This window comes from Aquabacterium sp. OR-4 (genome assembly GCF_025290835.2).
Taxonomy (GTDB): domain Bacteria; phylum Pseudomonadota; class Gammaproteobacteria; order Burkholderiales; family Burkholderiaceae_C; genus Pseudaquabacterium.
On record NZ_JAOCQD020000001.1, the window covers coordinates 2,056,641 to 2,077,886 of the forward strand.

Genomic DNA, 21,246 nt, shown 5'->3' on the forward strand with positions numbered 1-21,246 from the left:
GTGCTCAGGCGTGGGCCGCCACCAGCGGGATCGGTGCCGCAACGGCCTGCCCGGTCTGCACCGTCTTGATCACGTTCCAGAGCATGATGACCATGCCGCCGAGGTACAGCAGACCGCCGCCGACACGGATCACGTAGAACGGGTAGGTGGCCTTCACGCTCTCGACGAAGCTGTACACCAGCGTGCCGTCGGGGTTGACCGCGCGCCACATCAGGCCCTGCATCACCCCGGCGATCCACATCGCGGCGATGTACAGCACGATGCCGATGGTGGCCACCCAAAAGTGCAGCTCGATGGCCTTGGTGCTGTACATCTGCTTCTTGCCGAACATGCGCGGAATCAGGTGGTACAACGAGCCGATCGAGATCAGGCCCACCCAGCCCAGCGCACCCGAGTGCACGTGGCCCACCGTCCAGTCGGTGTAGTGGCTGAGCGCGTTGACGGTCTTGATCGACATCATCGGCCCCTCGAAGGTGCTCATGCCGTAGAACGACAGGCTCACGATCAGGAACTTCAGGATCGGGTCGTCACGCAGCTTGTGCCAGGCACCCGAGAGGGTCATGATGCCGTTGATCATGCCGCCCCAGCTGGGCGCCAGCAGCACCAGCGAGAAGATCATGCCGATCGACTGCGCCCAGTCGGGCAGCGCGGTGTAGTGCAGGTGGTGCGGGCCCGCCCACATGTAGGTGAAGATCAGCGCCCAGAAGTGCACGATCGACAGGCGGTAGCTGTACACCGGCCGGCCAGCCTGCTTGGGGATGTAGTAGTACATCATCCCCAGGAAGCCCGCGGTCAGGAAGAAGCCCACCGCGTTGTGGCCGTACCACCACTGCACCATGGCGTCCTGCACGCCGGCGTAGGCGCTGTAGCTCTTGGTCAGGCTCACCGGCACGGCCGCCGAGTTGACGATGTGCAGCAGGGCCACGGCGATGATGAAGGCGCCGAAGAACCAGTTGGCCACGTAGATGTGGCGCACCTTGCGCGTGCCCACGGTGCCGAAGAACACCACCGCATACGACACCCAGCACACCGCGATGGTGATGTCGATGGGCCATTCGAGCTCGGCGTACTCCTTGCCGCTGGTGAAGCCCAGCGGCAGCGTGATCACCGCGGCCACGATGACCAGGTTCCACAGTGCAAAGGTGAACCACGCCAGCGAGGGTAGGAACAGCCGGGTCTGGCAAGTGCGCTGCACCACGTGGTAGCTGGTGGCAAACAGCACGCAGCCACCGAACGCGAAGATCACCGCATTGGTGTGCAGCGGCCGCAGCCGCCCGTAACTGAGGTACGGGATGCCCATGTTGAGCTCGGGCCACGCGAGCTGGGCGGCGATGATCACGCCGACCAGCATGCCCACGATGCCGTAGACCACGGAGACGAGTGCGAATGCCCGCACCACGCCGTCGCTGTAGACCGGTGCGGCTGTTGTTGTGGAGTTACTTGCCATTGACTCCTCCTTCCAGGATTCAAGAATGACCAGACTGACGATCAGGGGATTGTTCGGGCTGACCCCTAGACGGCAATTGATCCGTGTCAACCGCCTCAGGATCGTTGGCCAGGATGCGCTCGCCTTCGCGCTCGAGATCGTCGAATTGCCCGCGGTGCACGGCCCAGCCGAACATCGCGATGATGGCCAGCACCAGCACGGCCGACAGCGGAATCAGCAGGTAGAGGATGTCCATCGCCGCAGCGGCCCGTTTCAGCGCGCCAGGCGCAGGGCGTTGGCGATCACCAGCAGCGAGCTCAGCGCCATGCCCAGGCCGGCGGCCCAGGGTGGCAGCCAGCCGGCCAGCGCCAACGGAATGCAGGTCAGGTTGTAGGCCACGGCCCACAGGATGTTCTGGCGCACCACGGCCAGCGTGCGCCGGGCCAGGCGCCGGGCCAGCGCCACATCGGCCAGCCGGCCCGAGGCCACCACCGCATCGGCCTGGGCCCGCGCCACCAGTGCGCCCTGCCCCATCGCAAACGAGACATCGGCGCGCGCCAGCACCGGCGCATCGTTGATGCCGTCACCGATCATCGCCACCGTCAGGCCCTGGGCCTGGGCACGCGCCACCTCGGCCAGTTTGGCCTCGGGCGTGGCGCCGCCGATCACGGCGTCCACCGCCAGCCGCTCGGCCATGCGCCGGGCGCGCGCCGGCTGATCGCCCGACAGCAGCACCACGGCCACGCCGTCGGCGCGCAGCGCGGCCACGGCCTGGACGGCATCGGCGCGCAGCGCCTCATCGAAGCCAAACACCGCCAGCACATGGCCACCATGGCCGAAGCACACCTCGGCGCCCTGCACCGCATCGGTCTGGGCCGCGGCCTGGGCGGCTTCGATCGCGTGCCCAGCCGGTGCTGCGCGAACCGCTGCAGCGTCAGCCGCAACGAACTGGCGCGAGCCCAGGCGCCAGCAGCGCCCCTGCGCGTCCAGCGCCTGCAAGCCCTGGCCCGGCAGCTCCTGCACCGCCTGCCAGGCCGTGGCCACCGGCGCGGCCGGTGCGGCCGCCGTGGCCGCCACCAGGGCCCGCGACAGCGGGTGCGCCGACCAGCCGGCCAGCGCCGCGGCACGCGCCTGCAGGCTGGCTGCATCGGCGTTGTCTGCGGCATTGGCGGCATTGGCGGCATCGGCGGCATCGGCGGCCCGGGCCACGCCCGGCTGCTGCGGCACGGCTTCGAGGTGCACCGACTGCAGCTGCAGCTCGGCCTCGGTGACCGTGCCGGTCTTGTCCATGTACAGGCGGCTCACGCGGGTCAGCGCCTCCAGCGCGTCCAGGCGCTGCAGCAGCAGGCCGCGCCGGGCCAGGGCGCTGGCGGCCGACAGCATGGCCGCCGGCGCGGCCAGGCTCAGCGCACAGGGGCAGGTGACGATCAGCACCGACACCGCCACCCACACCGCGCGCGACGGATCGATCACGCTCCACACCGCGGCCGCGCCGGCCGCCAGCACCAGCACCAGCCACAGGAATGGCCCGGCCCAGCGGTCGGCCGCACGCGCCAGGGCCGGGCGCTGGCTCATGGCATCGCGCATCAGCGCCACGATGCCGGCCAGCCGGGTGTCTTCGCCCACACCCAGCAGGCGCACGCGCACCGGTGCGCCCAGGTTCAGGCTGCCGGCCACCACGGCGGCGCCGCAGGGCTTGGGCACCGGCACGCTTTCGCCGGTGAGCAGCGACTCGTCGGCGCGGGTGTCGCCTTCCAGCACCAGGCCGTCGCCCGGAAAGGCCTGGCCCACCGGCACCCGCACCTCGTCGCCCACCGCCAGGCGCTGCACGCTCACGGTCTCAGACTGGCCGTCGGCGCGCAGGCGCTCGGCGGTTTCGGGCATGCCCTGCAGCGCGGCCTCGAGCACCTGGGCCACGCGGTGGCGGGCGCGGGTTTCAAGCAGGCGGCCGCCAAGCAGGAAGCTGACGAACATGGTCAGCGAATCGAAGTACACCTCGTGCCCGAAGATGCCCTGCGGGTCGAAGGTGGCGCCGGTGCTGGCAACGAAGGTGACCGCCAGGCCCAGCGACACCGGCACATCCATGCCGATGCGCCGTGCCCGCAGGCTGCGCCAGGCCCCCTGAAAAAACGGCCCGGCCGCAAACACCAGCACCGGCAGGCTGAGCAGCCAGCTGCCCCAGTTGAGCAGCTGGCGCAGGTCGGGCGCCAGGTCATCGCCCTGGGCCACATAGCTGGGCGTGGCCATCATCATCACCTGCATGGCGCAGAAGGCGGCCACGAACAGCCGCCAGATGGCCTGCCGGTGCTCCTGGGTGCGCTGCTCGCGTGCGGCCAGCGCGGCATCGGGCGCGGCGTCGTAGCCCGCGGCGCGGATGGCCCGCACGATGGCCGCCACGCTGGTGCGGCCGGGCACCCAGCGCACCCGCGCACGCTCGCCGGCGGCGCTGACGCTGGCCTCGAGCACGCCGTCAACGCCGGCCAGCGCCTGTTCGATCAGGGCGGCGCAGGCCGCGCAGTGCATGCCGGTGATGCGCAGCGCCGATTCGGCCTGCGCCTGGCCATCGGCCGCGGCCAGGTAGCGCGTGAAGCGCCGCTGCTCGACCGGATCGTCGAGCACCGCCAAGCCGTCGTCGGCCGCGCGGCCGGCTGCGCAGGCCCTGGCGGCACCGCTGTGGCCCGGCCCTTCCGGCACGCGCCGCGGCACCGGATCGGACGGCAGGGCGGCAGCGGTGGGCGGATGGGTCATGGTGAAATGGCGCCGCGCCAGCAGGCTGGCCGGCCACAGAAAGCGACCGGCGGGCCCTTTGGCGCGTGACGCTAATCTAGTGGTTCCCCCGAGGTTCGTTCATGATCTATGTCAAGACAGGCGTCTGGGGCCCGGCACTGCTGGCCTGGCTGACCGCCTGTGCCGCGGCCCTGGCCCAGCCGGCACCGCAGCGCCTGCAGGCGGTGCCGCTGAGTGCCGGCATGCATGCCATCCGCGCCGAGGTGGCGCTGACCAACGAGCAGCGCCAGATGGGCCTGATGTACCGCCGCGACCTGGCGCAGCACGAGGGCATGCTGTTCGTCTTCGAGGCGGCGGCGCCGCAGTGCTTCTGGATGCGCAACACGCCCACGCCGCTGACCATCGCCTTTCTGGCCGACGACGGCACCATCGTCAACCTGGCCGACATGAAGCCCTTCGACGAGAACTCGCACTGCTCGGCCAAGCCGGTGCGCTATGTGCTGGAGATGAACCAGGGCTGGTTTGCCAAGCGCGGCATCCAGGCCGGCTTCAAGCTGGGTGGCGCGCCGTTTCAGGGCGGCGCGCGCTAGGCAGGCCGCCAGCGCGCCCGCCGTGGGCGCACCCGCTTCAGCCTGATTCAGCCCTGCAGGCGGATCGTCAGGCGCATGCCGGCCACCTGCGGCCGGCTGGCGGCCTCGAGCGTGCCGCCCAGGCGGGTGACGATCTCGCGCGCGATGGCCAGGCCCAGGCCGGTGCCGCCGTCGTTGCGCAGGTCGGCCCGCTCGCCGCGCCAGAAGGGCTCGAACAGCCGCGGCAGCTGGTCGGGCGGCACGCCCGGGCCGTCGTCCTCGACGATCACCTCGGCGCCGCCGCCCTGCACCACGGTGCCGGCGCGCACCCGCACCACGATGTGCTGGCCGCCATAACGCAGCGCGTTGTCGAGCAGGTTCACCAGCACCTCGCCCAGCCACAGCGGGTGCATGCGCGCCACCACGCTGGACGGCTCGGCCTGGCCCGGCGCGGCCAGCACCTCGAGCGCAATCTGCCGCTCGGCGGCCAGCGCGCGCAGCACCAGCGGCTCGCAGGCCTCGCGCACGGTGGGCAGGATGTCGTGGCTGACCAGGTCGGCATCGATGGTCAGCGTGGACTCGGCCCGCGCCAGGCTCAGCAGCTGGCCGATCAGGCGCGCCATGCGGTCGCTGCTGCCGCGCAGCTGCTGCAGGATCGGCCGCCAGCCGGCATCGGCCGCGGGCAGCGGCAGCGCCGCCATCTCCTGCTCCAGCGCCTGCAGCAGCACGCGCATGCCCGAGACCGGCGTGCGCAGCTGGTGCGCAGCGTCGGCAATGAAGCGCCGCTGCACCGCCACCGACTGCTGCACATCGTCCAGCAGGCGGTTGATGCGCTCGATCAGCGGCACCGCCTCGGCCGGCACGCGCATCAGCGACAGCGGCTGCCAGTCCTGCGGACCGCGGGCGCTGACCTCGGCGGCCACATCGCGCAGCGGCTGCAGGCCGCGGCGGATGCCCCAGCCCAGCAGACCGAAGGTGAGCGAGCCCATCGCCGCGGCCGGCAGCAGCATGCTGATCTGCAGCTCGCGCACGGTCTCGGCCCGGCGCTGCGTGGTCTCGACGACGATCACCGTGACCATGCGGTCGAGCATCGGCGACATGATCGAGAACACCGCGCCGCGCACCGCGTGGCCCTGCATCTCGTCGTCAAACAGCAGGGGCTGGCCACGCGCCTCGCGCCGCATCGGCGCATGCGGCACCGGCACCTCGGCGCTGCCGGCCAGGGCGTTGCCGTCCAGGTCAACCAGCGCAAAGGCATTGCGGTCGGCCTGGTCCCAGGTGATCAGCTCCATGGCCTGGCGGGTCAGGTCGAGCAGCGGGCCGCGCTCGCTCCACACCACGCGCGAGGCCAGCGCGCTCACCTCGTCCTGCAGGCCGCGGTCGAACGCGCGGTTGGTGGCGGTGCGCGCCAGCCACAGCGCGCCCACCACGGCCACCGCCAGGCCCAGGCCCCACACCCAGACCAGCGGCTGCAGCAGCTGCCGGCGCAGGCTGGGGCCGTGGCGGCGCGGATTGGCAGTGTGCCCAGTCACCGGAATTTCAGCCCCTCAGCCCCTCAGCCCCGCCGGGCCGCCCCGAGGGGCTGAGCGCCGCAGGGGCGCGCGGCGGCCTCGTGCGAAGCCGCGGGGGCCGCAGCGCAGCGACATGGCGGCGCCATCTCAGCCCGGTGGCGCGGCGGCACTGGCCGCGTCGCCGTCGTCGGCTTCGGCCAGCTCCATCACGTAGCCGAAGCCGCGCACGGTCTTGATCACCACGCCCAGCTCGCCGAAGCGCTTGCGCAGGCGGTGCACATACACCTCGACCGAGTTCTCGCTGAAGTCCGACTCCCAGCTTGACAAGGCCTGCACGATGCTGTCCTTGGGCACCACGCGGCCGGCGCGCTGCATCAGCAGCTGGGTCAGCGCCAGTTCGCGCGGGCTCAGGTGCACGCGCTCGCCGCGGCAGGTGAGCTCGCGGTGGGCCAGGTCCAGCCGCAAGGGGCCGACCACCAGGCTCTCGTGCAGGCGCCCGTCGGCGCGGCGCTTGAGGGCGCGCAGGCGCGCCACCAGCTCGGGCAGGTCGAAGGGCTTGGTCAGGTAGTCGTCGGCGCCGGCGTCCAGGCCCTGCACGCGGTCGCCCAGTTCATCGCGGGCGGTCAGCAGCAGCACCGGCAGACTGGCACCGCGCGCGCGCCAGTGGCGCAGCACCTCCATGCCATCGCGCCGCGGCAGGCCGAGGTCGAGCACCGCGGCGTCGTAGGGTGCCTCCAGGCCCGCGGCCAGCGCCTGCTGGCCATCGCTGAGCATGTCCACGCGCCAGCCCTCACGCTCGAAGGCCCGGCTGATGCCCAGGCTGAGCGCCGCATCGTCTTCGACCAGCAAGATCCTCATAGTGCCGCGATGGTAGCGCCGCCCGCAAGCAGCAAGGGCCGCACCGGCATGGCCGGGCGGCCCTTGCATTCAAGTCACGGTGCCCGCCGACCGCGGGCCTTCACCCAGCGGCCGCAGCGCGGCCGCTTCGGGGCGGGATCAGAAATTCGCTTCGGCGAACGACCAGTTCACCAGGCTGTTGAGGAAGGTCTCGACGAACTTCGGGCGCGCGTTGCGGTAGTCCACGTAGTAGGCGTGCTCCCACACGTCGATGGTCAGCAGCGGCTTGTCGGCGCCGGTCAGCGGCGTGGCGGCATTGCTGGTGTTGACGATGTCCACCGAGCCGTCGGGCTTCTTCACCAGCCAGGTCCAGCCCGAGCCGAAGTTGCCCACCGCGCTCTTGGTGAAGGCTTCCTTGAAGGCGGTGTAGCTGCCCCACTTGGCATTGATGGCCGCTGCCAGGGCGCCCGAGGGCTCGCCGCCGCCGGCCGGCTTCAGACAGTTCCAGAAGAAGGTGTGGTTCCACACCTGGGCGGCGTTGTTGAAGATCGGGCCGCTGCTCTTCTTGACCACTTCCTCGATCGACAGGCCGGCGAACTCGGTGCCGCCCACCAGGTTGTTCAGGTTGGTGACGTAGGCCTGGTGGTGCTTGCCGTGGTGGTATTCAAAGGTCTCGGCCGACATGTGCGGCGCCAGGGCGTCGGGGGCGTACGGCAGGGCCGGGAGGGTGAAGTTCATGGCAGGAGTCCTTGCGTCTGTACGGCGCGGGATGCGCCGGGGTTGAACGGGAGCGGATGCTGCGCACGATTGTAGGCAGCGCCCACCAAACCTGCTCGCGCCCTCGGTTTAGCGCTTGCGCCGGCCGGGGCGCGCGGCGCGGCCGCTGCTGCCGTCGTCGGGCGAGGCGGCCGGGCCCACAGCCGGTCCAGCCGCCGGCCCAGCCGCCGCCGCGCCGGCATCGGCCGGCCCCAGCGTCACGCCCAGCACGGCCACCTCGGCACGGCCATCGGCCCATTGCGCAGCCAGCTGCACACCGGGCGTCAGGCCGGCGGCCAGGGTCACCGGCCGGCCGGCGCCGTCGGTCAGCCAGGCGTAGCCGCGCGACAGCACCTGGTGCGGATCGACCGCTGCCAGGCGCAGCGCCAGCCGTGCCAGCTGCTCACCGTGGCGGTGCTGCTGGGCCTGTGTGGCCTGGGCCAGGCGGGGCGACAGCTGCGCCAGCGTGCGCCGGGCACGCTCGAGCCCCAGCGCCAGGGCGGCGCCACGCCGCTGCGCCAGGGCATCGAGCCGCGCACCCTGCCGCGCCAGCAGGCGCGCCGGCCGGCCCATCTGCAGCGCCAGCCGGTCCAGGCGCTGGGCCTGGGTGTCGAGCCGGCGGTGCGCGGCGCGCTGCAGGCGCTGCTGCAAGGCCTGCAGGCGCTGCAGTTCGTCGGCACGCACCGGCGTGGCCAGCTCGGCCGCCGCGGTGGGCGTGGGCGCACGCAGATCGGCCGCCAGCTCGGCCAGCGTGGTGTCGGTCTCGTGGCCCACGCCGCACACCACCGGCAGCGGGCTGGCGGCGATGGCGCGCACCACGGCCTCGTCGTTGAAGGCCCACAGGTCTTCCAGCGAGCCGCCGCCGCGGCACACGATCAGCGCATCGACCTCGGCGCGCTGGCCGGCCAGCGCGATGGCGCGGGCCAGCTGCGCCGGGGCCTCGGGCCCTTGCACCAGGCTGGGGTAGACGATCACCCGCAGCTGCGGCGCGCGGCGGGCGATGGCGGTGAGCACGTCGTGCAGCGCCGCCGCCCCCAGCGAGGTGACCACACCCAGCGTGCGCGGATAGGGCGGCAAGGGCCGCTTGCGCGCGGCATCAAACAGCCCGGCCGCCTCGAGCCGGCCTTTGAGCTTCAGGAACAGCTCGTACAGCGAGCCGGCGCCCAGGCGCTGCAGCGACTCGACCACGCACTGCAGCTCGCCGCGCGGCTCGTACACCGTGATGCGGCCGCGCAACTCGACCTGCTGGCCGTCGGCTGGCGAAAAATCCAGCAGGCCGGCGGCCCGGCGAAACATCGCACAGCGCAGCGCGGCCGCGTTGCCCTCGCTGTCCTTGAGCGTGAAGTAGCAATGGCCGCTGGCCGCGCGGGTAAAGCCCGACAGCTCGCCACGCACCGCCACGGCACCCAGACGGGCCTGCAGCGCATCCGACACCGCCAGCAGCAGCGCGCCAACGCTCCAGGCACGGGGGCCGCCGCCGCCCAGCGCGGCCATCAGCAGCGCTCCCGGGCTGCGGCAAACCATGAGCCGCGCGCATGAATTCCACAGCCCGCGGCCCCCGGTGCGCAGCGCGCCGCAGCCGCCACCGCACCGTCACGAAAATGACTCTTTCGTGCAAGTGATTGATTCACCAGCATTTTTACCTGCACAAAAAAACAGCAATCTAAGCCGAAGCACGTGGTTTCAAGGGCTTGGCGGCCCGCCCAACCGGTTGCCCACAAACTTGTCCACAGAAGCGGTGGATTGTCGCAGCCCGATCGGCAACACCCGACAACGGCTGACCAGGCCCCCCGCTGCCGGCCAAGCCATAATTCGCCGCGCAGGTGTCTGCCGCCACTGGCTTTGCTGCGCAGGTGCCTGCAGGCGCTGGCCCGGCCCGGCGCCGCGTTTGCCCACCTGCCCCCGTCACCACTGCAAAGGCCTCTTCTTGCTGTCGATCATCCAAGCCGCCGGTTGGCCGATCTGGCCCCTGATCCTGTGTTCGATCGTGGGCCTGGCCCTGGTCATCGAGCGGATGGTGAGCCTGCGCGCCCGCCGCATCATGCCGCCCACCCTGCTGGACGAGGTGATGGCCGTCAGCCGCACCAGCCTGCCGTCGATGGACGTGGTGGGCAAGCTGGCCGAAAACTCGCTGCTGGGCATGGTGCTGGCGTCGGGCCTGCGGGCGGTGATTGCCGAGCCGCGCATCAGCGAGGCCGCGCTGCGCCAGGCCTTCGAGACTGCCGGCCGCGCCGCCGCCCACCAGCTCGAGCGCTACCTCAACACGCTGGGCACCATTGCCGCGGCCGCGCCGTTGCTGGGCCTGCTGGGCACGGTGGTGGGCATGATCGAGATCTTCGGCTCGCAGCCGGCCAGCGGCGTGGGCAACCCGGCCACGCTGGCGCAGGGCATCTCCATCGCGCTGTACAACACCGCCTTCGGCCTGATCATCGCCATCCCGGCGCTGATGTTCTACCGCTACTTCCGCGGCCTGATCGACCGCCACTTGCTGGGCCTCGAGCTCGCCGCCGAGCGCATGGTGCCGCAGCTGATGCGTTTTGCCGTGCGCCAGGCGCCGGCCGGCAAATGAGCCCGGCCGGCACAGCAAGGCAGCAGGCATGAACTTCCGCCGCGGACGCTCGGGCCCCGAAGAGCCGGAGATCAACCTGATCCCGTTCATCGACGTGCTGCTGGTGGTGATCATCTTCCTGATGCTCACCACCACCTACAGCCGCTACTCCGAGCTGCAGATCAACCTGCCGGTGGCCGCCGCCGAGCAGCTGAAGGACCGCCCGGGCGAGGTGCTGGTGAGCGTCAGCGCCGATGGCCGCTACACCATCAACCGCCAGCCGGTGGATGGCCGCAACATCGAGACCCTGGCCGCCGCACTGCGCAGTGCCGCCGGCGCCGATGGCGCGCAGGCCATCGTCATCGTCTCGGCCGACGCGCTGGCCGCGCACCAGAGCGTGATCGGCGTGCTCGACGCCGCGCGCCGGGCCGGCCTGCCACGCCTGACCTTCGCCACCCAGCTGCCCGCCGACGGCGGCGCCCGCTGAGCCGAGGCCGGCCCATGCGCCTGGCCGCGGCGCTGATGCGCCTGTGGGTGCAGCCGCAACCCACGCTGGCCGCGCGCCTGCTGCAGCCGCTGTCGGTCCTGTACGGCGCGCTGGCCGCCCTGCACCGCTGGCACGGCCGGCGCCAGGCCCGCCACGCCCCGGTGCCGGTGCTGGTGGTGGGCAACCTGATCACCGGCGGCGCCGGCAAGACCCCCACCGTGCTGGCCCTGCTGCCCAGGCTGCGCGCGCTGGGCTTCACGCCGGGCGTGGTGTCGCGCGGCTACGGCCGCCGCGACACCGCCCTGCGCGAGGTGCAGCGCGACAGCCCGGCCGCCGCCGTGGGCGACGAGCCGTTGCTGATCCATCTGCGCAGCGGTGTGCCAGTGATGGTGGGGGCCGACCGCGTGGCCGCGGCGCAGGCGCTGTGCGCGGCCCACCCCGAGCTGGATCTGCTGGTGGCCGACGACGGCCTGCAGCACCACCGCCTGGCACGCCAGGCCGAACTGTGGGTGTTTGACGAACGCGGCGCCGGCAACGGCCTGCTGCTGCCCGCCGGCCCGCTGCGCCAGGCGGTGCCGCCCGTGCTGCCGGCACATGCGGCCGTGCTGTACACCGCGCCGCGGCCCAGCACGGCACTGCCCGGCAGTTGCGGCCAACGCCAGCTGGGCAGCTTGCGGCCGCTGGCCGACTGGTGGCAGGGCCCCGACGACGCGACGGCACGCCGCACGCCCACAGCCGATGGCTGGATGCAGCTGCGCGGCCGCCCGGTGCTGGCGGCGGCCGGCCTGGCCCGGCCCGAGCCCTTTTTTGCCATGCTGCAGGCGCGTGGCCTGCAGATCACCCGGCTGCCGCTGGCCGACCACCATGGCTTCGACCCCCTGCCCTGGGATGCCGATGCCGAGCTGGACGTGATCGTCACCGAGAAGGACGCGGTCAAGCTGCGCCCCGGCCGCACCGGCCAGGCCCGCGTGTGGGTGGCGGCGCTAGACTTCCAGCCTGACGCCGGTTTCGATGCCGCCCTGCGCACGCTGTGCACCCGCCTGCGCCCGGCGCGGGCGGCCGCCGCGGCGCCCCAACCCTCTTCTGCCCCATCCCGATGAGCCTGGATCACCGCCTGATCGACCTGCTGGTCTGCCCCGTGTGCAAGGGCCCGCTGCAGCTCACCCGCAGCGAGGCCGGCCTGGCCCACGAGCTGCAATGCCCGGCCGACCGCCTGGCCTTTGCCGTGCGTGACGGCATACCGGTGATGCTGGAATCCGAAGCGCGCGTGCTCGACGGCGAGCCGCCGGCCGCCACGGCCCTGCCCCGCCTGGGCTGAACCAGCCCCTCCCCCGCTGCCCGCTCCGCTGCGGCACTTGCCATCCCGCACGCACCGGCGCAGCTGCGCCACCCGCCTGCCGCGCCTGAACCCAATCTCCCGATGAGCTTCACCGTCCTGATCCCGGCCCGCCTGGCCAGCACCCGACTGCCCGACAAGCCCCTGGCCAGCCTGGGCGGCGTGCCGATGGTGGTGCGCGTGGCCCAGGCCGCGCGCCGCAGCCAGGCCACGCAGGTGGTGGTGGCGGCCGACGACGCCCGCATCGTGGCAGCCTGCACCGAGCACGGCGTGGCCGCCGTGCTGACCCGCAGCGACCATCCCAGCGGCAGCGACCGCCTGGCCGAGGCCTGCGAGCAGCTGGGCCTGGACGGCGACGCCCGGGTGGTCAATGTGCAGGGCGACGAGCCCTTGATCGCACCGGCCATGATCGATGCCTGCGCAGACCTGCTCGACAGCCGGCCCGACTGCGTGATGGCCACCGTGGCCCATGCCATCGACGACAGCGCCGAGTTCATCAATCCCAATGTGGTGAAGGTGGTGCTCGACGCGCAGCAGCGTGCGCTGTACTTCTCGCGCGCACCCATCGGCTGGTGGCGTGACGGCTTTGCCAACGGCCTGGGCCCGGACAGCGCCCTGCCCGCCGCGCCGGGCCTGCCAGCACCGCTGCGCCATGTGGGCCTGTATGCCTACCGCGCCCGCTTTCTGCGCCGCTTTCCGCAGCTGCCGGTGGCGCCGCTCGAAACGCTGGAGTCGCTCGAGCAGCTGCGCGTGCTGTGGCATGGCGAACGCATCGCGGTGCATGTCAGCACCGAGCGCCCCGGCCCCGGCGTCGACACCCCGGACGACCTGGCCCGCGTGCGCGCACTGTTCGAGGCTTGAGCAGCGGCCGCGCCTGACGCGCCGGTGTGGCCCCAGCGGGGCATCCGGCGTGGCGCGATGGCGCAGAACAGGCTGTGGCCAGCCGCGCTACCCCGTGTCTTCCCCGGGGCGCCGCGTCAGCTTCGTGCAGGGGGGCGCGTGATATTCTCAACATCGATTGCACGGCGCACCGATCCCGGCGGTAGGGCCGCAAGATCGCATCCGCCGCGCGCCTGAATCTTCCACAAAGACTCCCGAGGCACGGATGAGACTGATCCTGTTGGGCCCGCCTGGCGCAGGCAAGGGCACCCAAGCCAACTACATCTGCCAGAAGTTCGGCATCCCCCAGATCTCCACCGGCGACATGCTGCGCGCCGCGGTCAAGGCCGGCACTGAGCTCGGTGTGGCCGCCAAGAAGGTGATGGACGCCGGCGGTCTGGTCAGCGACGACATCATCATCGGCCTGGTCAAGGAGCGCATCGCCCAAGCCGACTGCGCCAAGGGCTTTCTGTTCGACGGCTTCCCGCGCACCATCCCGCAGGCCGACGCCATGAAGGCCGCCGGCGTGCGCCTGGACGCGGTGCTCGAGATCGATGTGCCCGACAGCTCGATCATCGAGCGCATGAGCGGCCGCCGCATGCACCCGGCCTCGGGCCGCACCTACCACGTGGTGTTCAACCCGCCCAAGGTGGCCGGCAAGGACGACGCCACCGGTGAAGACCTGATCCAGCGCGACGACGACCGCGAGGAAACCGTGCGCAAGCGCCTCGATGTCTATCACAGCCAGACCCGCCCGCTGGTCGACTACTACTCGGGCTGGGCCGCCAGCGGCGACGCCATCGCACCGCGCTACAGCAAGATCAGCGGCCTGGGCGAGGTTGACGAGATCACCGCCCGCGCCCTGGCCGCACTGCAGGCCTGAGCGCCACACCTGCCACCAGCCGCCTGCGGGCGGCTTTTTTGCATCCGCTGATTGACGTTAACGTCAACGTCAACCAACATCACCCGCAAGGAGCAACCGAATGGACATCGCAGGCAAGAGTTTCATCGTCACCGGCGGCGCGTCGGGGTTGGGCGAAGGCACGGTGCGCATGCTGGTGCGCGAAGGCGCCAGGGTGGTCATCGCCGACCTGCAGGCCGACAAGGGCCAGGCCCTGGCCGCCGAGCTGGGCGCGGGCAACGCCGCCTTCGTGCGCTGCGACGTCAGCCAGGAGGCCGACGGCCGTGCCGCCGTGGCGGCCGCCCAGGCGCTGGCCACACCGGGCGGCCAGTTCATGGGCCTGGTCAACTGCGCCGGCATCGCACCGGCCGTGAAGACCGTGGGCAAGGACGGCGCGCACCCGCTCGACACCTTCACCAAGACCATCACGGTCAACCTGATCGGCAGCTTCAACATGATCCGCCTGGCCGCCGAGGCCATGTGCGCCAACGCGCCCGAGCCCACCGGCGAGCGCGGCGTGATCATCAACACCGCCAGCGTGGCCGCCTACGACGGCCAGATCGGCCAGGCCGCCTACGCCGCCAGCAAGGGCGGCGTGGTCGGCATGACCCTGCCGATCGCCCGCGACCTGGCCCGCAACGGCATCCGCGTGATGACCATCGCCCCGGGCATCTTCGGCACCCCGATGCTGTTCTCGATGCCCCAGGCCGTACAGGACGCCCTGGCCGCCGGCGTGCCCTTCCCCAGCCGCCTGGGCGCCCCGGCCGACTACGCCAAGCTGGTCAAGAGCATCGTCGAGAACGACATGCTCAACGGCGAGGTGATCCGGCTGGATGGGGCGATACGGTTGGCGCCGAAGTGAGGCCATGGGGCTGACATGGCTTGAACCTCAGTTGATGGCCACGCCACGAGCCCCGGCAAGCCGGGGCTTTTTTGCAGCGCCCGCTGCGCCACAGTGTTGAGAAGCAGAGCAGGTGGGCGTCGCCCACCTGCCTGCGTCATCAGAACGAATAGCTTGCGCGAGCGTAGTACTTGCGGCCGGTGGGGTCGGCGAAACGCGGGTCATAGTTGGCCTGGAAGACCTCACCCTGATTCGAGTACGGCGGCTCACGATCCGTCGCGTTGTTCACGCCAATCGTGAGATCCAGGCCCTTCATCGGCTTCCAACCCATGAACAGATCAAGCGTCGCATACGCATTGACCGTATTGGACGGGTCCTGATCCACGTAGCCACTCTTGTAGTGCGCTGCACCACCAAGAGTGAAGTTACCCACCGCCCAACGGGCCGTGGCCGTGTGCTGCAAACGGAAGATGGGGGCCAGGCCGACGTAAACGCCCACGTTCTGGTTCCACGGGCCCTTGGCGAAATCCTGGTACTCGTACTTGGTAACGTAGGTGCCATTCAAGCCGAGATTCAGGTTACCCGACGCGCCAAGGTTGAGCTTCAGGCTGGCACTGATGTCAACGCCGTTGGTGTTGGTCCCGCCGAGGTTCTGCTGACGCAGATCCAGGTAACCACAGGTTGCACCAGGGCAGGAAAAGCCATCGATCGACAGGTCACCCGTTGAATTGCGCTTGATGTACTGGGCAAACGTGGCTGCGTCCCCGAGCACGGTGGTTTCGGACAACGCCGCGATCGTGTCCTGCAGGCGAACCCACCACAGATCGGCCCCGACCGAGAAGTTCGCGGTGGGTTCGAACACCAAGCCGAAGGTCATGTTCTTCGACTTCTCCGGCTTGAGGTTCGTGTTGCCACCCGTCAGACGCTGGAACTGCACTTTGCAGTTCAGCGCGGTCGACTTGCCGCTGATCGCGGTCTTGCCGTCCGGGCAGTTGATCGGATCACTGACCGTACCCGTGTTGGTGTACGACTGCGAGGCATTCAGTTCATACAGCGACGGCGCGCGGAAACCTGTGGAGGCACTGCCACGAATCAACAGTTCCTTGGTCGGCTGGAAGCGGATACCGACCTTCGGGTTGGTGGTGCTGCCGAAATCGCTGTAGTTGTCGTAGCGACCTGCCAAAGTCACGTCCAACGTCTTGAGCAACGGGATGTTGATTTCGGCAAAAAGCGCGGTGACATTCCGGCTTCCGGCTGAAACTGCCGTCGGATCAACACCGGTGCTGGCCACCAGCTTTTCAGCCACTGGCGGATTGGAGGCGGACAGAAAATCTTCCTTCCGTGCCTCAGCGCCGATTGCCAGCGCCACCTTGCGGCCGCTGCCCAGCCAGTCGCCCAACTCGCGGCTGGCCTTGGCGTCGACAGTGGTCACCTTGCCCTTGTGGTTTTGCAGGTTGCCACCCAGCAGCGCCGCCTGGATGGCTGCTGCACCGGCCGCCGACTGCGCACCGAAGGGGTTGATCAAGCCATCAGCCATGGCCTTTGCGATGGCGTTGCCATCGCTGTAGCCGGTGACGTCCTCCTTGATCTTGTTCTCGTTGTAACTCACGCCCGTCTGGTAATCCCAGTTGGCGAAGGTGCCATCCAAACTGGCCAGCAGACGCTGCTGGTCATTGGTGGAGATGTTGGTGCGCTGACCACCAGCCAAGGCACGCCATTTGACGATGATGAAGCCCGGACGCAGCACAACGCCGGTGCGCGGGTTCATGTTCGCGACCGTGTAATTCGGGTCTAGCGTGATGTTCGAGGCCACCGTGCCGTTGCCCGGGTAGTACGGGTTCAACGAACCATCGGCGTTGGTGCGATTCATCCACAAGGTGCCGTACGGCACCGGCGCGATGCGGGTTGTCGCCTTGTTCTGGGTGCCGAACCACTCCATCGCCAGGGTGTGATCGCTACCGAGTGCCAGCGATCCGCGAAGCATGGCCGACTTGCGCTCGGTCTTGGCCGTGTAGTCGACGAACTTCGACGTTGCAATGAAGCACGAGGTGCCGTCGCCCGCCTGCACCAGGTAACTGGGATCATTGCAATCCGGTGCCGCAGGGTTGCCCGTGACCGAGCCATCTTGGTAGTAGTTGGCCGGGAAGGGCGTCGGCGACAGACCACCGGGGAAGCGCGCATTGAACGGCCGCTCATCACCCGCGATGGGCTGGGTGCGCGCCACGTCAATGAAGCCGAAGACATTGAAGCCATTCTTCGACAGGTCGCCAAATCCAAAACCGACGTTTGCGGATTCAGCGTTGCCGCCCTTGCTTTGCGGACGATCCACACCGAGGGTAATGCTGCCACCCGCGTGATCCTTGCGGGTGATGAAGTTGATCACGCCACCGATGGCGTCGGTGCCGTACAGCGACGAGGCGCCGTCACGCAGCACTTCAACGCGATCGAGCGCGGCAAACGGGATCATGTTCAGGTCGACCGCCGCGCCGTCGATCGCGTTGTTCGCGATGCGGCGGCCGTTCAACAGCACCAAGGTCTTGCTCGCACCAATGCCTCGCACGTCGGCAAAGGCAGCACCGCCGGTGCCAGCGCCTACCTGCTGGCTCGAGCTCTGGGTCATCTGCACCGCGCTGATCGAGGACATGATCTGCTCGATGCTGGTAACGCCTTGCGCCTTCAGCGTCTCCATCTTGATGACAGAAACGGGCACAGAGGTCTCGGCGTCAATGCGCTTGATGGCCGAACCGGTGATTTCGACGCGCTGTGTCTCTTGGGCCAGCGCAGACGCGCCGAACAGGGCCAGGCCGCTGCCGAAAGCGGCAACCAGGCTTCGAGTCAGGATGGATTGTTTGAACATGAGTGCTCCTCTGTCGCAAAATTTGCAAAGGCTGGATGGACCGTGAATCGCCCGGTCGCGCGCGGGTTTTGTGAACCCGAGGTGAACCGGTAGCGAAAACATGTGAACCCATTCTGGTTCATCGTTTCGCTCGAACCAGCCTCGGGAAAGTCACTACGTAGCGGCTCGAAGCTCGAGCGCCCGATCTCAGTGCACGACGCATCCAGCTTGGCACCACCATGGAAATCAGGCCGAACCAAACACCTTGTCGACGTGCTCCGTTGACCCGCCACCGAGCCAGTGACTAGGGGGAACTCTCTATTCTTGCGGCATCAGGCGTTGGTGAATAGCAACGAACGACCCGCACGGAGCGAAGCAGCCAGCACATGACCCTGCCCAGGGCGACGACGCCGAAGCCACTGTGACAGAGCAACGGTTGCACCTGACGGAACATGGGTCGGCCATGTGAAGCGGCGCGCCTGCATGCACATCGTGAGCGGCTAGCCATCCCATCTTGAACGACAGCGATCGTCGCGCCAGTCTCGTGTCCACGACAACTCTGTCATGGACACGATGGAACACTCGACACGCAAGAAGGTGCGCCAGCATCCCCCCGCGCTGAGGCAACAGGTGCTGGCGGAATGCGAGCAGCCCGGCGCATCGGTGGCCAGTGTGGCGCAGTCGCACGGTCTGAACGCGAACATGGTGCATGCCTGGCGCCGGCAGGAACGGGTTGCAGCGGCCGCACAGGACGCGAATGCTGCGACTCCAGCCCCGCAGTTCATCGCGCTGCCGCTGCCGCCGAGCACGGCCGGCGCGCTGCCGGACATCCGCATCGAGCTGCGCCGTGGCGCGACCACCGTGAGCATCATCTGGCCCGGCCAGGCCGCCAGCGAGTGCGGGGCTTGGCTGCGGGAGTGGCTGCGTTGATCCGTATCGACACGCTGTGGTTGTGCACCCAGCCGCAGGACATGCGTGCCGGTGCCGACCGGCTGCTGACAGTGGTGGTCAACACGCTGGGCGAGGCGCGCGCGCACCACGGCTACCTCTTCGCCAATGCGCGCGCAAGCCGGCTCAAGCTGCTCGTGCACGACGGCTTCGGCGTGTGGTGCGCCACGCGCCGGCTGCATGCTGGCCGCTTCGTCAGGCACACGGCCGAGGCGGGCTCGGCAGCTTGCGCGTTGCAGCTCAGCACGCAGCAGTTCGAGGCGCTGACGCTGGGCCTGCCCTGGCAGCGCCTGGGCGAACTGGCCACCATACGCCGCTGCTGATCGAGCAATACGACGGCCGGGGGCCGTTGACAGCACAAGTGCCAATGGTGCCGTGGCGGCAGGCGCGGCACCATGCTGCGCATGCCGGGTGAATCTGCCGACGCCATCGATGTGACGAGCCTGCCGGCCGAGGTGGCCGCACTGATTGAGCGATTGAAGCAGCAGGCCCAGGCCGATGCGCATGAGCTGGCCCGGCGCGAGCGCGAGATTGCGCTGGCCCGAGTCAAGATCGACAAGCTCAACTTCGAGCTCGCGCGGCTCAAGCGCTGGAAGTTCGACGCCAAGACCGAGTCGATGACGGCCGCACAGCGGCTGCTGTTCGCTGAAGTCATGGCCGAGGACGAGGCCAGCCTGAGGGCGAAGCTGGCCGAGTTGCAGCGCGGCTTGCCCGAGACACCCAAGGCCCCGAAGGCGCCACCCCGCAAGCCCCGTCGCCGGGCACTGCCCGAGCACCTGGAGCGCGTCGAGCACCGCCACGAGCCCGAGGACACCACCTGCCCAAACACCGACTGCGGCCGGCCGATGCAGCGCATCGGCGAGGACGTCAGCGAGAAGCTGGACATCATCCCGGCGAAGTTCTTCGTGCACCGGCACATCTACGGCAAGTGGGCCTGCAAGTGCTGCCAGCAACTGCACCAGGAGCCGGCCGAGCCGGACGTGGTCGACGGTGGCATCCCGGCTGCGGGCTTGGTGGCGCACACGCTGATCAGCCGCTTCGTCGACCACCTGCCGTACTACCGGCAGGCGCCGATCAACGCACGTTCGGGCGTGCACACGCCGCGCTCGACGCTGGCATCCTGGGGCGGCGCCGGTGGCGTATCGCTGGAGCCGCTGTTCGAGTTGCAGCGGCGCTTCATCCTCAGCTGCACGGTGCTGCACGCCGACGAGACGCCGCTGCCGCTGCTGGACCCGGGCGCAGGCAAGACGAAGAAGGTCTACGTCTGGGCCTGGGCGCGCAGCCACCACGATCCGCACCCGGGCGTGATCTACGAGTTCTGCCTGGGACGCGGGGCGCAATACCCGGTGGCCTTCCTGGGCGGCAAGGGGCCGCCATCGCCTGAGCCAGTGTGGAACGGCACCCTGATCACCGATCAGTACGCCGGCTACAACGGCGTACTCGATGCCAAGGTCTACCCGCAGCGCAAGGCAGCGGCCTGCGCCGCGCATGCCCGGCGCCGCTTCGAGGAACTCAGCCGCGGCGGCCACAGTGCCAGCGTGGTGGCCACCGAGGCGATGCTGCGCTGGAGCCGAATCTACCGGGCCGAGGCCGCCTTCGCCGAGATGGGCTGCGAGGAGCGTCGGCACGCACGTCAGGGCTTCAGCCGGCCGCTGTGGGAGGAGTTCGAGGTGTGGCTGAAGCTGCAGCGCACGCAGGTGCCGGACGGCACCAAGATCGCCGAGGCCATCGACTACAGCCTGAACGCCTGGAAGGCGCTCACGCTGCACCTGGACGACGGGGCGGTGGCCATCGACAACAACCTCATCGAGCGGCAGATCAAGCCGTGGAAGCTGGGCGCCAAGAACTGGCTGTTCGCCGGCAGCGCGCTGGCCGGGCAGCGCGCGGCGGTGGTGATGAGCCTGGTTCAGTCGGCCAAGCTCAATGGCCTGGATCCGTGGGCCTACCTGCGCGACGTGCTGGCGCGCATCCACCTGCACCCCAGCCACCGGCTGGACGAACTGCTGCCGCATCGCTGGCGGCCGGCCTGACTGAAGTTGAAGTTGATGGGACGGCTCGCGCAGTGGGTGGTGATCGAGGCCGACGTCGCCGTGCGCCGCATGAGCCACGACCAGAAGGTGCGCCTGGCCGACGAGATCTACGCCCAGCAGCCCAACATGCTCGCCTCGATCCTGGCGCTGCCGGGCATGGGGGCGGACATGTCGCAGCTGGAGGTGGCGCTGCACGTCCTGTTGGTCACCTTCCAGGCGATGAAGCTCAGCGGGCACCAGTGGCCGCTGATCACCGAGGACATCCAGGACGGCTGCCTGCAGCGCCTGACGGCCCGTGCGCGCTTCAACGAAGGCTTGCCGCAGGAACTGGCGACCAAGGTCGTCGAACAGTTCCACACTGAACATGCCGAGCGCTACCTGCTGGCCTTCGTATACGGCTGGCTCGACGAACACGACCTGATGGGCGTTCGCACCGAGGCGGAGAAGTACCTCATGCTGGGCGCGCTCAACCTGGTGGAGTGTGTTGCCTTCGTCGGGGCGGTCAAGCCCAGGCCATAGCAACGGGGCCAGTCCACTCGTCAAGATGGGACGGCCAGACGCTCACTGCACATCGCCCACCGTCGAACTCACGCGACGAAACGAAATGAAAATAG

General features: G+C 69.6%; 19 protein-coding genes and 1 pseudogene. 12 read left to right on the forward strand and 8 right to left on the reverse strand.

Annotated features, from left to right (window positions below):
- Positions 1–4: 4 nt before the first annotated feature.
- From ccoN to N4G63_RS08980, 3 genes and pseudogenes are all read right to left on the reverse strand, one after another.
- On the reverse strand, positions 5–1,447 hold the full coding sequence (gene ccoN / locus N4G63_RS08970) for a cytochrome-c oxidase, cbb3-type subunit I (protein ID WP_260787968.1): 1,443 nt from the start codon (positions 1,445–1,447) through the stop codon (positions 5–7).
- Between the two features lie 100 nt (positions 1,448–1,547).
- Positions 1,548–1,682, reverse strand: a pseudogene (gene ccoS, locus N4G63_RS08975) (cbb3-type cytochrome oxidase assembly protein CcoS); the annotation flags it as partial.
- 17 nt (positions 1,683–1,699) lie between these two features.
- On the reverse strand, positions 1,700–4,174 hold the full coding sequence (locus N4G63_RS08980) for a heavy metal translocating P-type ATPase (RefSeq protein ID WP_260787970.1): 2,475 nt from the start codon (positions 4,172–4,174) through the stop codon (positions 1,700–1,702).
- Positions 4,175–4,275: 101 nt separating this feature from the next.
- Between N4G63_RS08980 and N4G63_RS08985 the strand changes: the two genes are divergently transcribed.
- Complete coding sequence (locus N4G63_RS08985) at positions 4,276–4,743, forward strand: DUF192 domain-containing protein (protein ID WP_260787971.1); 468 nt, start codon at positions 4,276–4,278, stop codon at positions 4,741–4,743.
- 47 nt (positions 4,744–4,790) lie between these two features.
- Here N4G63_RS08985 and N4G63_RS08990 read toward each other — a convergent pair whose 3' ends face one another.
- The 4 genes from N4G63_RS08990 to xseA all read right to left on the reverse strand — a co-directional run bounded on the left by N4G63_RS08990 (position 4,791) and on the right by xseA (position 9,350).
- Positions 4,791–6,254: a sensor histidine kinase gene (locus tag N4G63_RS08990; RefSeq protein WP_260787972.1), complete on the reverse strand. Its 1,464-nt coding sequence runs from the start codon at positions 6,252–6,254 to the stop codon at positions 4,791–4,793.
- Between the two features lie 126 nt (positions 6,255–6,380).
- Complete coding sequence (locus tag N4G63_RS08995) at positions 6,381–7,091, reverse strand: response regulator (protein WP_260787973.1); 711 nt, start codon at positions 7,089–7,091, stop codon at positions 6,381–6,383.
- 138 nt (positions 7,092–7,229) lie between these two features.
- A complete protein-coding gene (locus N4G63_RS09000; RefSeq protein ID WP_260787974.1) occupies positions 7,230–7,808 on the reverse strand; it encodes a superoxide dismutase in 579 nt (192 codons plus the stop codon).
- Positions 7,809–7,916: 108 nt separating this feature from the next.
- Positions 7,917–9,350 (reverse strand): exodeoxyribonuclease VII large subunit, encoded by a 1,434-nt coding sequence (xseA, locus tag N4G63_RS09005; protein WP_443112018.1) that lies wholly within the window; start codon positions 9,348–9,350, stop codon positions 7,917–7,919.
- A gap of 403 nt (positions 9,351–9,753) precedes the next feature.
- On the opposite strand from xseA, the gene N4G63_RS09010 reads away from it, so the two are divergent.
- The 7 genes from N4G63_RS09010 (at position 9,754) to N4G63_RS09040 (ending at position 14,839) form a co-directional block, all read left to right on the forward strand.
- Complete coding sequence (locus N4G63_RS09010; protein ID WP_260787976.1) at positions 9,754–10,395, forward strand: MotA/TolQ/ExbB proton channel family protein; 642 nt, start codon at positions 9,754–9,756, stop codon at positions 10,393–10,395.
- A 28-nt stretch (positions 10,396–10,423) separates the two neighbouring features.
- A complete protein-coding gene (locus N4G63_RS09015) occupies positions 10,424–10,861 on the forward strand; it encodes an ExbD/TolR family protein (protein WP_260787977.1) in 438 nt (145 codons plus the stop codon).
- 14 nt (positions 10,862–10,875) lie between these two features.
- Positions 10,876–11,961 (forward strand): tetraacyldisaccharide 4'-kinase, encoded by a 1,086-nt coding sequence (gene lpxK / locus N4G63_RS09020; RefSeq protein ID WP_260787978.1) that lies wholly within the window; start codon positions 10,876–10,878, stop codon positions 11,959–11,961.
- 2 nt (positions 11,962–11,963) lie between these two features.
- Entirely contained in the window at positions 11,964–12,179 is a 216-nt protein-coding gene (locus N4G63_RS09025) for a Trm112 family protein (protein WP_260788685.1), read from the forward strand.
- A gap of 102 nt (positions 12,180–12,281) precedes the next feature.
- On the forward strand, positions 12,282–13,058 hold the full coding sequence (kdsB, locus tag N4G63_RS09030; protein ID WP_260787979.1) for a 3-deoxy-manno-octulosonate cytidylyltransferase: 777 nt from the start codon (positions 12,282–12,284) through the stop codon (positions 13,056–13,058).
- Between the two features lie 244 nt (positions 13,059–13,302).
- Positions 13,303–13,959, forward strand: a complete 657-nt coding sequence (gene adk, locus N4G63_RS09035) for an adenylate kinase (RefSeq protein WP_260787980.1) — start codon at positions 13,303–13,305, stop codon at positions 13,957–13,959.
- A 100-nt stretch (positions 13,960–14,059) separates the two neighbouring features.
- A complete protein-coding gene (locus N4G63_RS09040; protein WP_260787981.1) occupies positions 14,060–14,839 on the forward strand; it encodes a 3-hydroxyacyl-CoA dehydrogenase in 780 nt (259 codons plus the stop codon).
- Between the two features lie 139 nt (positions 14,840–14,978).
- On the opposite strand, the gene N4G63_RS09045 is transcribed toward N4G63_RS09040, so the two are convergent.
- Positions 14,979–17,675 (reverse strand): TonB-dependent receptor, encoded by a 2,697-nt coding sequence (locus N4G63_RS09045; protein WP_260787982.1) that lies wholly within the window; start codon positions 17,673–17,675, stop codon positions 14,979–14,981.
- A gap of 543 nt (positions 17,676–18,218) precedes the next feature.
- On the opposite strand from N4G63_RS09045, the gene tnpA reads away from it, so the two are divergent.
- The 4 genes from tnpA to N4G63_RS09065 all read left to right on the forward strand — a co-directional run bounded on the left by tnpA (position 18,219) and on the right by N4G63_RS09065 (position 21,151).
- Positions 18,219–18,584, forward strand: coding sequence for an IS66-like element accessory protein TnpA (gene tnpA / locus N4G63_RS09050; protein ID WP_260787983.1), 366 nt, complete (start codon positions 18,219–18,221; stop codon positions 18,582–18,584).
- The gene (tnpB, locus tag N4G63_RS09055) at positions 18,581–18,925 is read left to right on the forward strand and encodes an IS66 family insertion sequence element accessory protein TnpB (RefSeq protein WP_260787984.1); all 345 of its coding nucleotides are present in this window, start codon (positions 18,581–18,583) and stop codon (positions 18,923–18,925) included. Before tnpA ends, tnpB begins: the two co-directional genes overlap by 4 nt.
- A gap of 72 nt (positions 18,926–18,997) precedes the next feature.
- Entirely contained in the window at positions 18,998–20,632 is a 1,635-nt protein-coding gene (gene tnpC, locus N4G63_RS09060; protein WP_260787985.1) for an IS66 family transposase, read from the forward strand.
- Positions 20,633–20,647: 15 nt separating this feature from the next.
- Positions 20,648–21,151, forward strand: coding sequence for a hypothetical protein (locus N4G63_RS09065; RefSeq protein WP_260787986.1), 504 nt, complete (start codon positions 20,648–20,650; stop codon positions 21,149–21,151).
- The last annotated feature ends 95 nt before the right edge of the window (positions 21,152–21,246 follow it).

Bases quoted from the DNA above. Each gene is read 5' to 3' on its own strand.
- ccoN (WP_260787968.1), bottom strand. From the start codon at position 1,447: ATGGCAAGTAACTCCACAACAACAGCCGCACCGGTCTACAGCGACGGC.
- N4G63_RS08980 (WP_260787970.1), bottom strand. From the start codon at position 4,174: ATGACCCATCCGCCCACCGCTGCCGCCCTGCCGTCCGATCCGGTGCCG.
- N4G63_RS08985 (WP_260787971.1), top strand. From the start codon at position 4,276: ATGATCTATGTCAAGACAGGCGTCTGGGGCCCGGCACTGCTGGCCTGG.
- N4G63_RS08995 (WP_260787973.1), bottom strand. From the start codon at position 7,091: ATGAGGATCTTGCTGGTCGAAGACGATGCGGCGCTCAGCCTGGGCATC.
- N4G63_RS09000 (WP_260787974.1), bottom strand. From the start codon at position 7,808: ATGAACTTCACCCTCCCGGCCCTGCCGTACGCCCCCGACGCCCTGGCG.
- xseA (WP_443112018.1), bottom strand. From the start codon at position 9,350: ATGGTTTGCCGCAGCCCGGGAGCGCTGCTGATGGCCGCGCTGGGCGGC.
- N4G63_RS09015 (WP_260787977.1), top strand. From the start codon at position 10,424: ATGAACTTCCGCCGCGGACGCTCGGGCCCCGAAGAGCCGGAGATCAAC.
- lpxK (WP_260787978.1), top strand. From the start codon at position 10,876: ATGCGCCTGGCCGCGGCGCTGATGCGCCTGTGGGTGCAGCCGCAACCC.
- kdsB (WP_260787979.1), top strand. From the start codon at position 12,282: ATGAGCTTCACCGTCCTGATCCCGGCCCGCCTGGCCAGCACCCGACTG.
- adk (WP_260787980.1), top strand. From the start codon at position 13,303: ATGAGACTGATCCTGTTGGGCCCGCCTGGCGCAGGCAAGGGCACCCAA.
- N4G63_RS09040 (WP_260787981.1), top strand. From the start codon at position 14,060: ATGGACATCGCAGGCAAGAGTTTCATCGTCACCGGCGGCGCGTCGGGG.
- N4G63_RS09045 (WP_260787982.1), bottom strand. From the start codon at position 17,675: ATGTTCAAACAATCCATCCTGACTCGAAGCCTGGTTGCCGCTTTCGGC.
- tnpA (WP_260787983.1), top strand. From the start codon at position 18,219: ATGGACACGATGGAACACTCGACACGCAAGAAGGTGCGCCAGCATCCC.
- tnpC (WP_260787985.1), top strand. From the start codon at position 18,998: ATGCTGCGCATGCCGGGTGAATCTGCCGACGCCATCGATGTGACGAGC.
- N4G63_RS09065 (WP_260787986.1), top strand. From the start codon at position 20,648: ATGGGACGGCTCGCGCAGTGGGTGGTGATCGAGGCCGACGTCGCCGTG.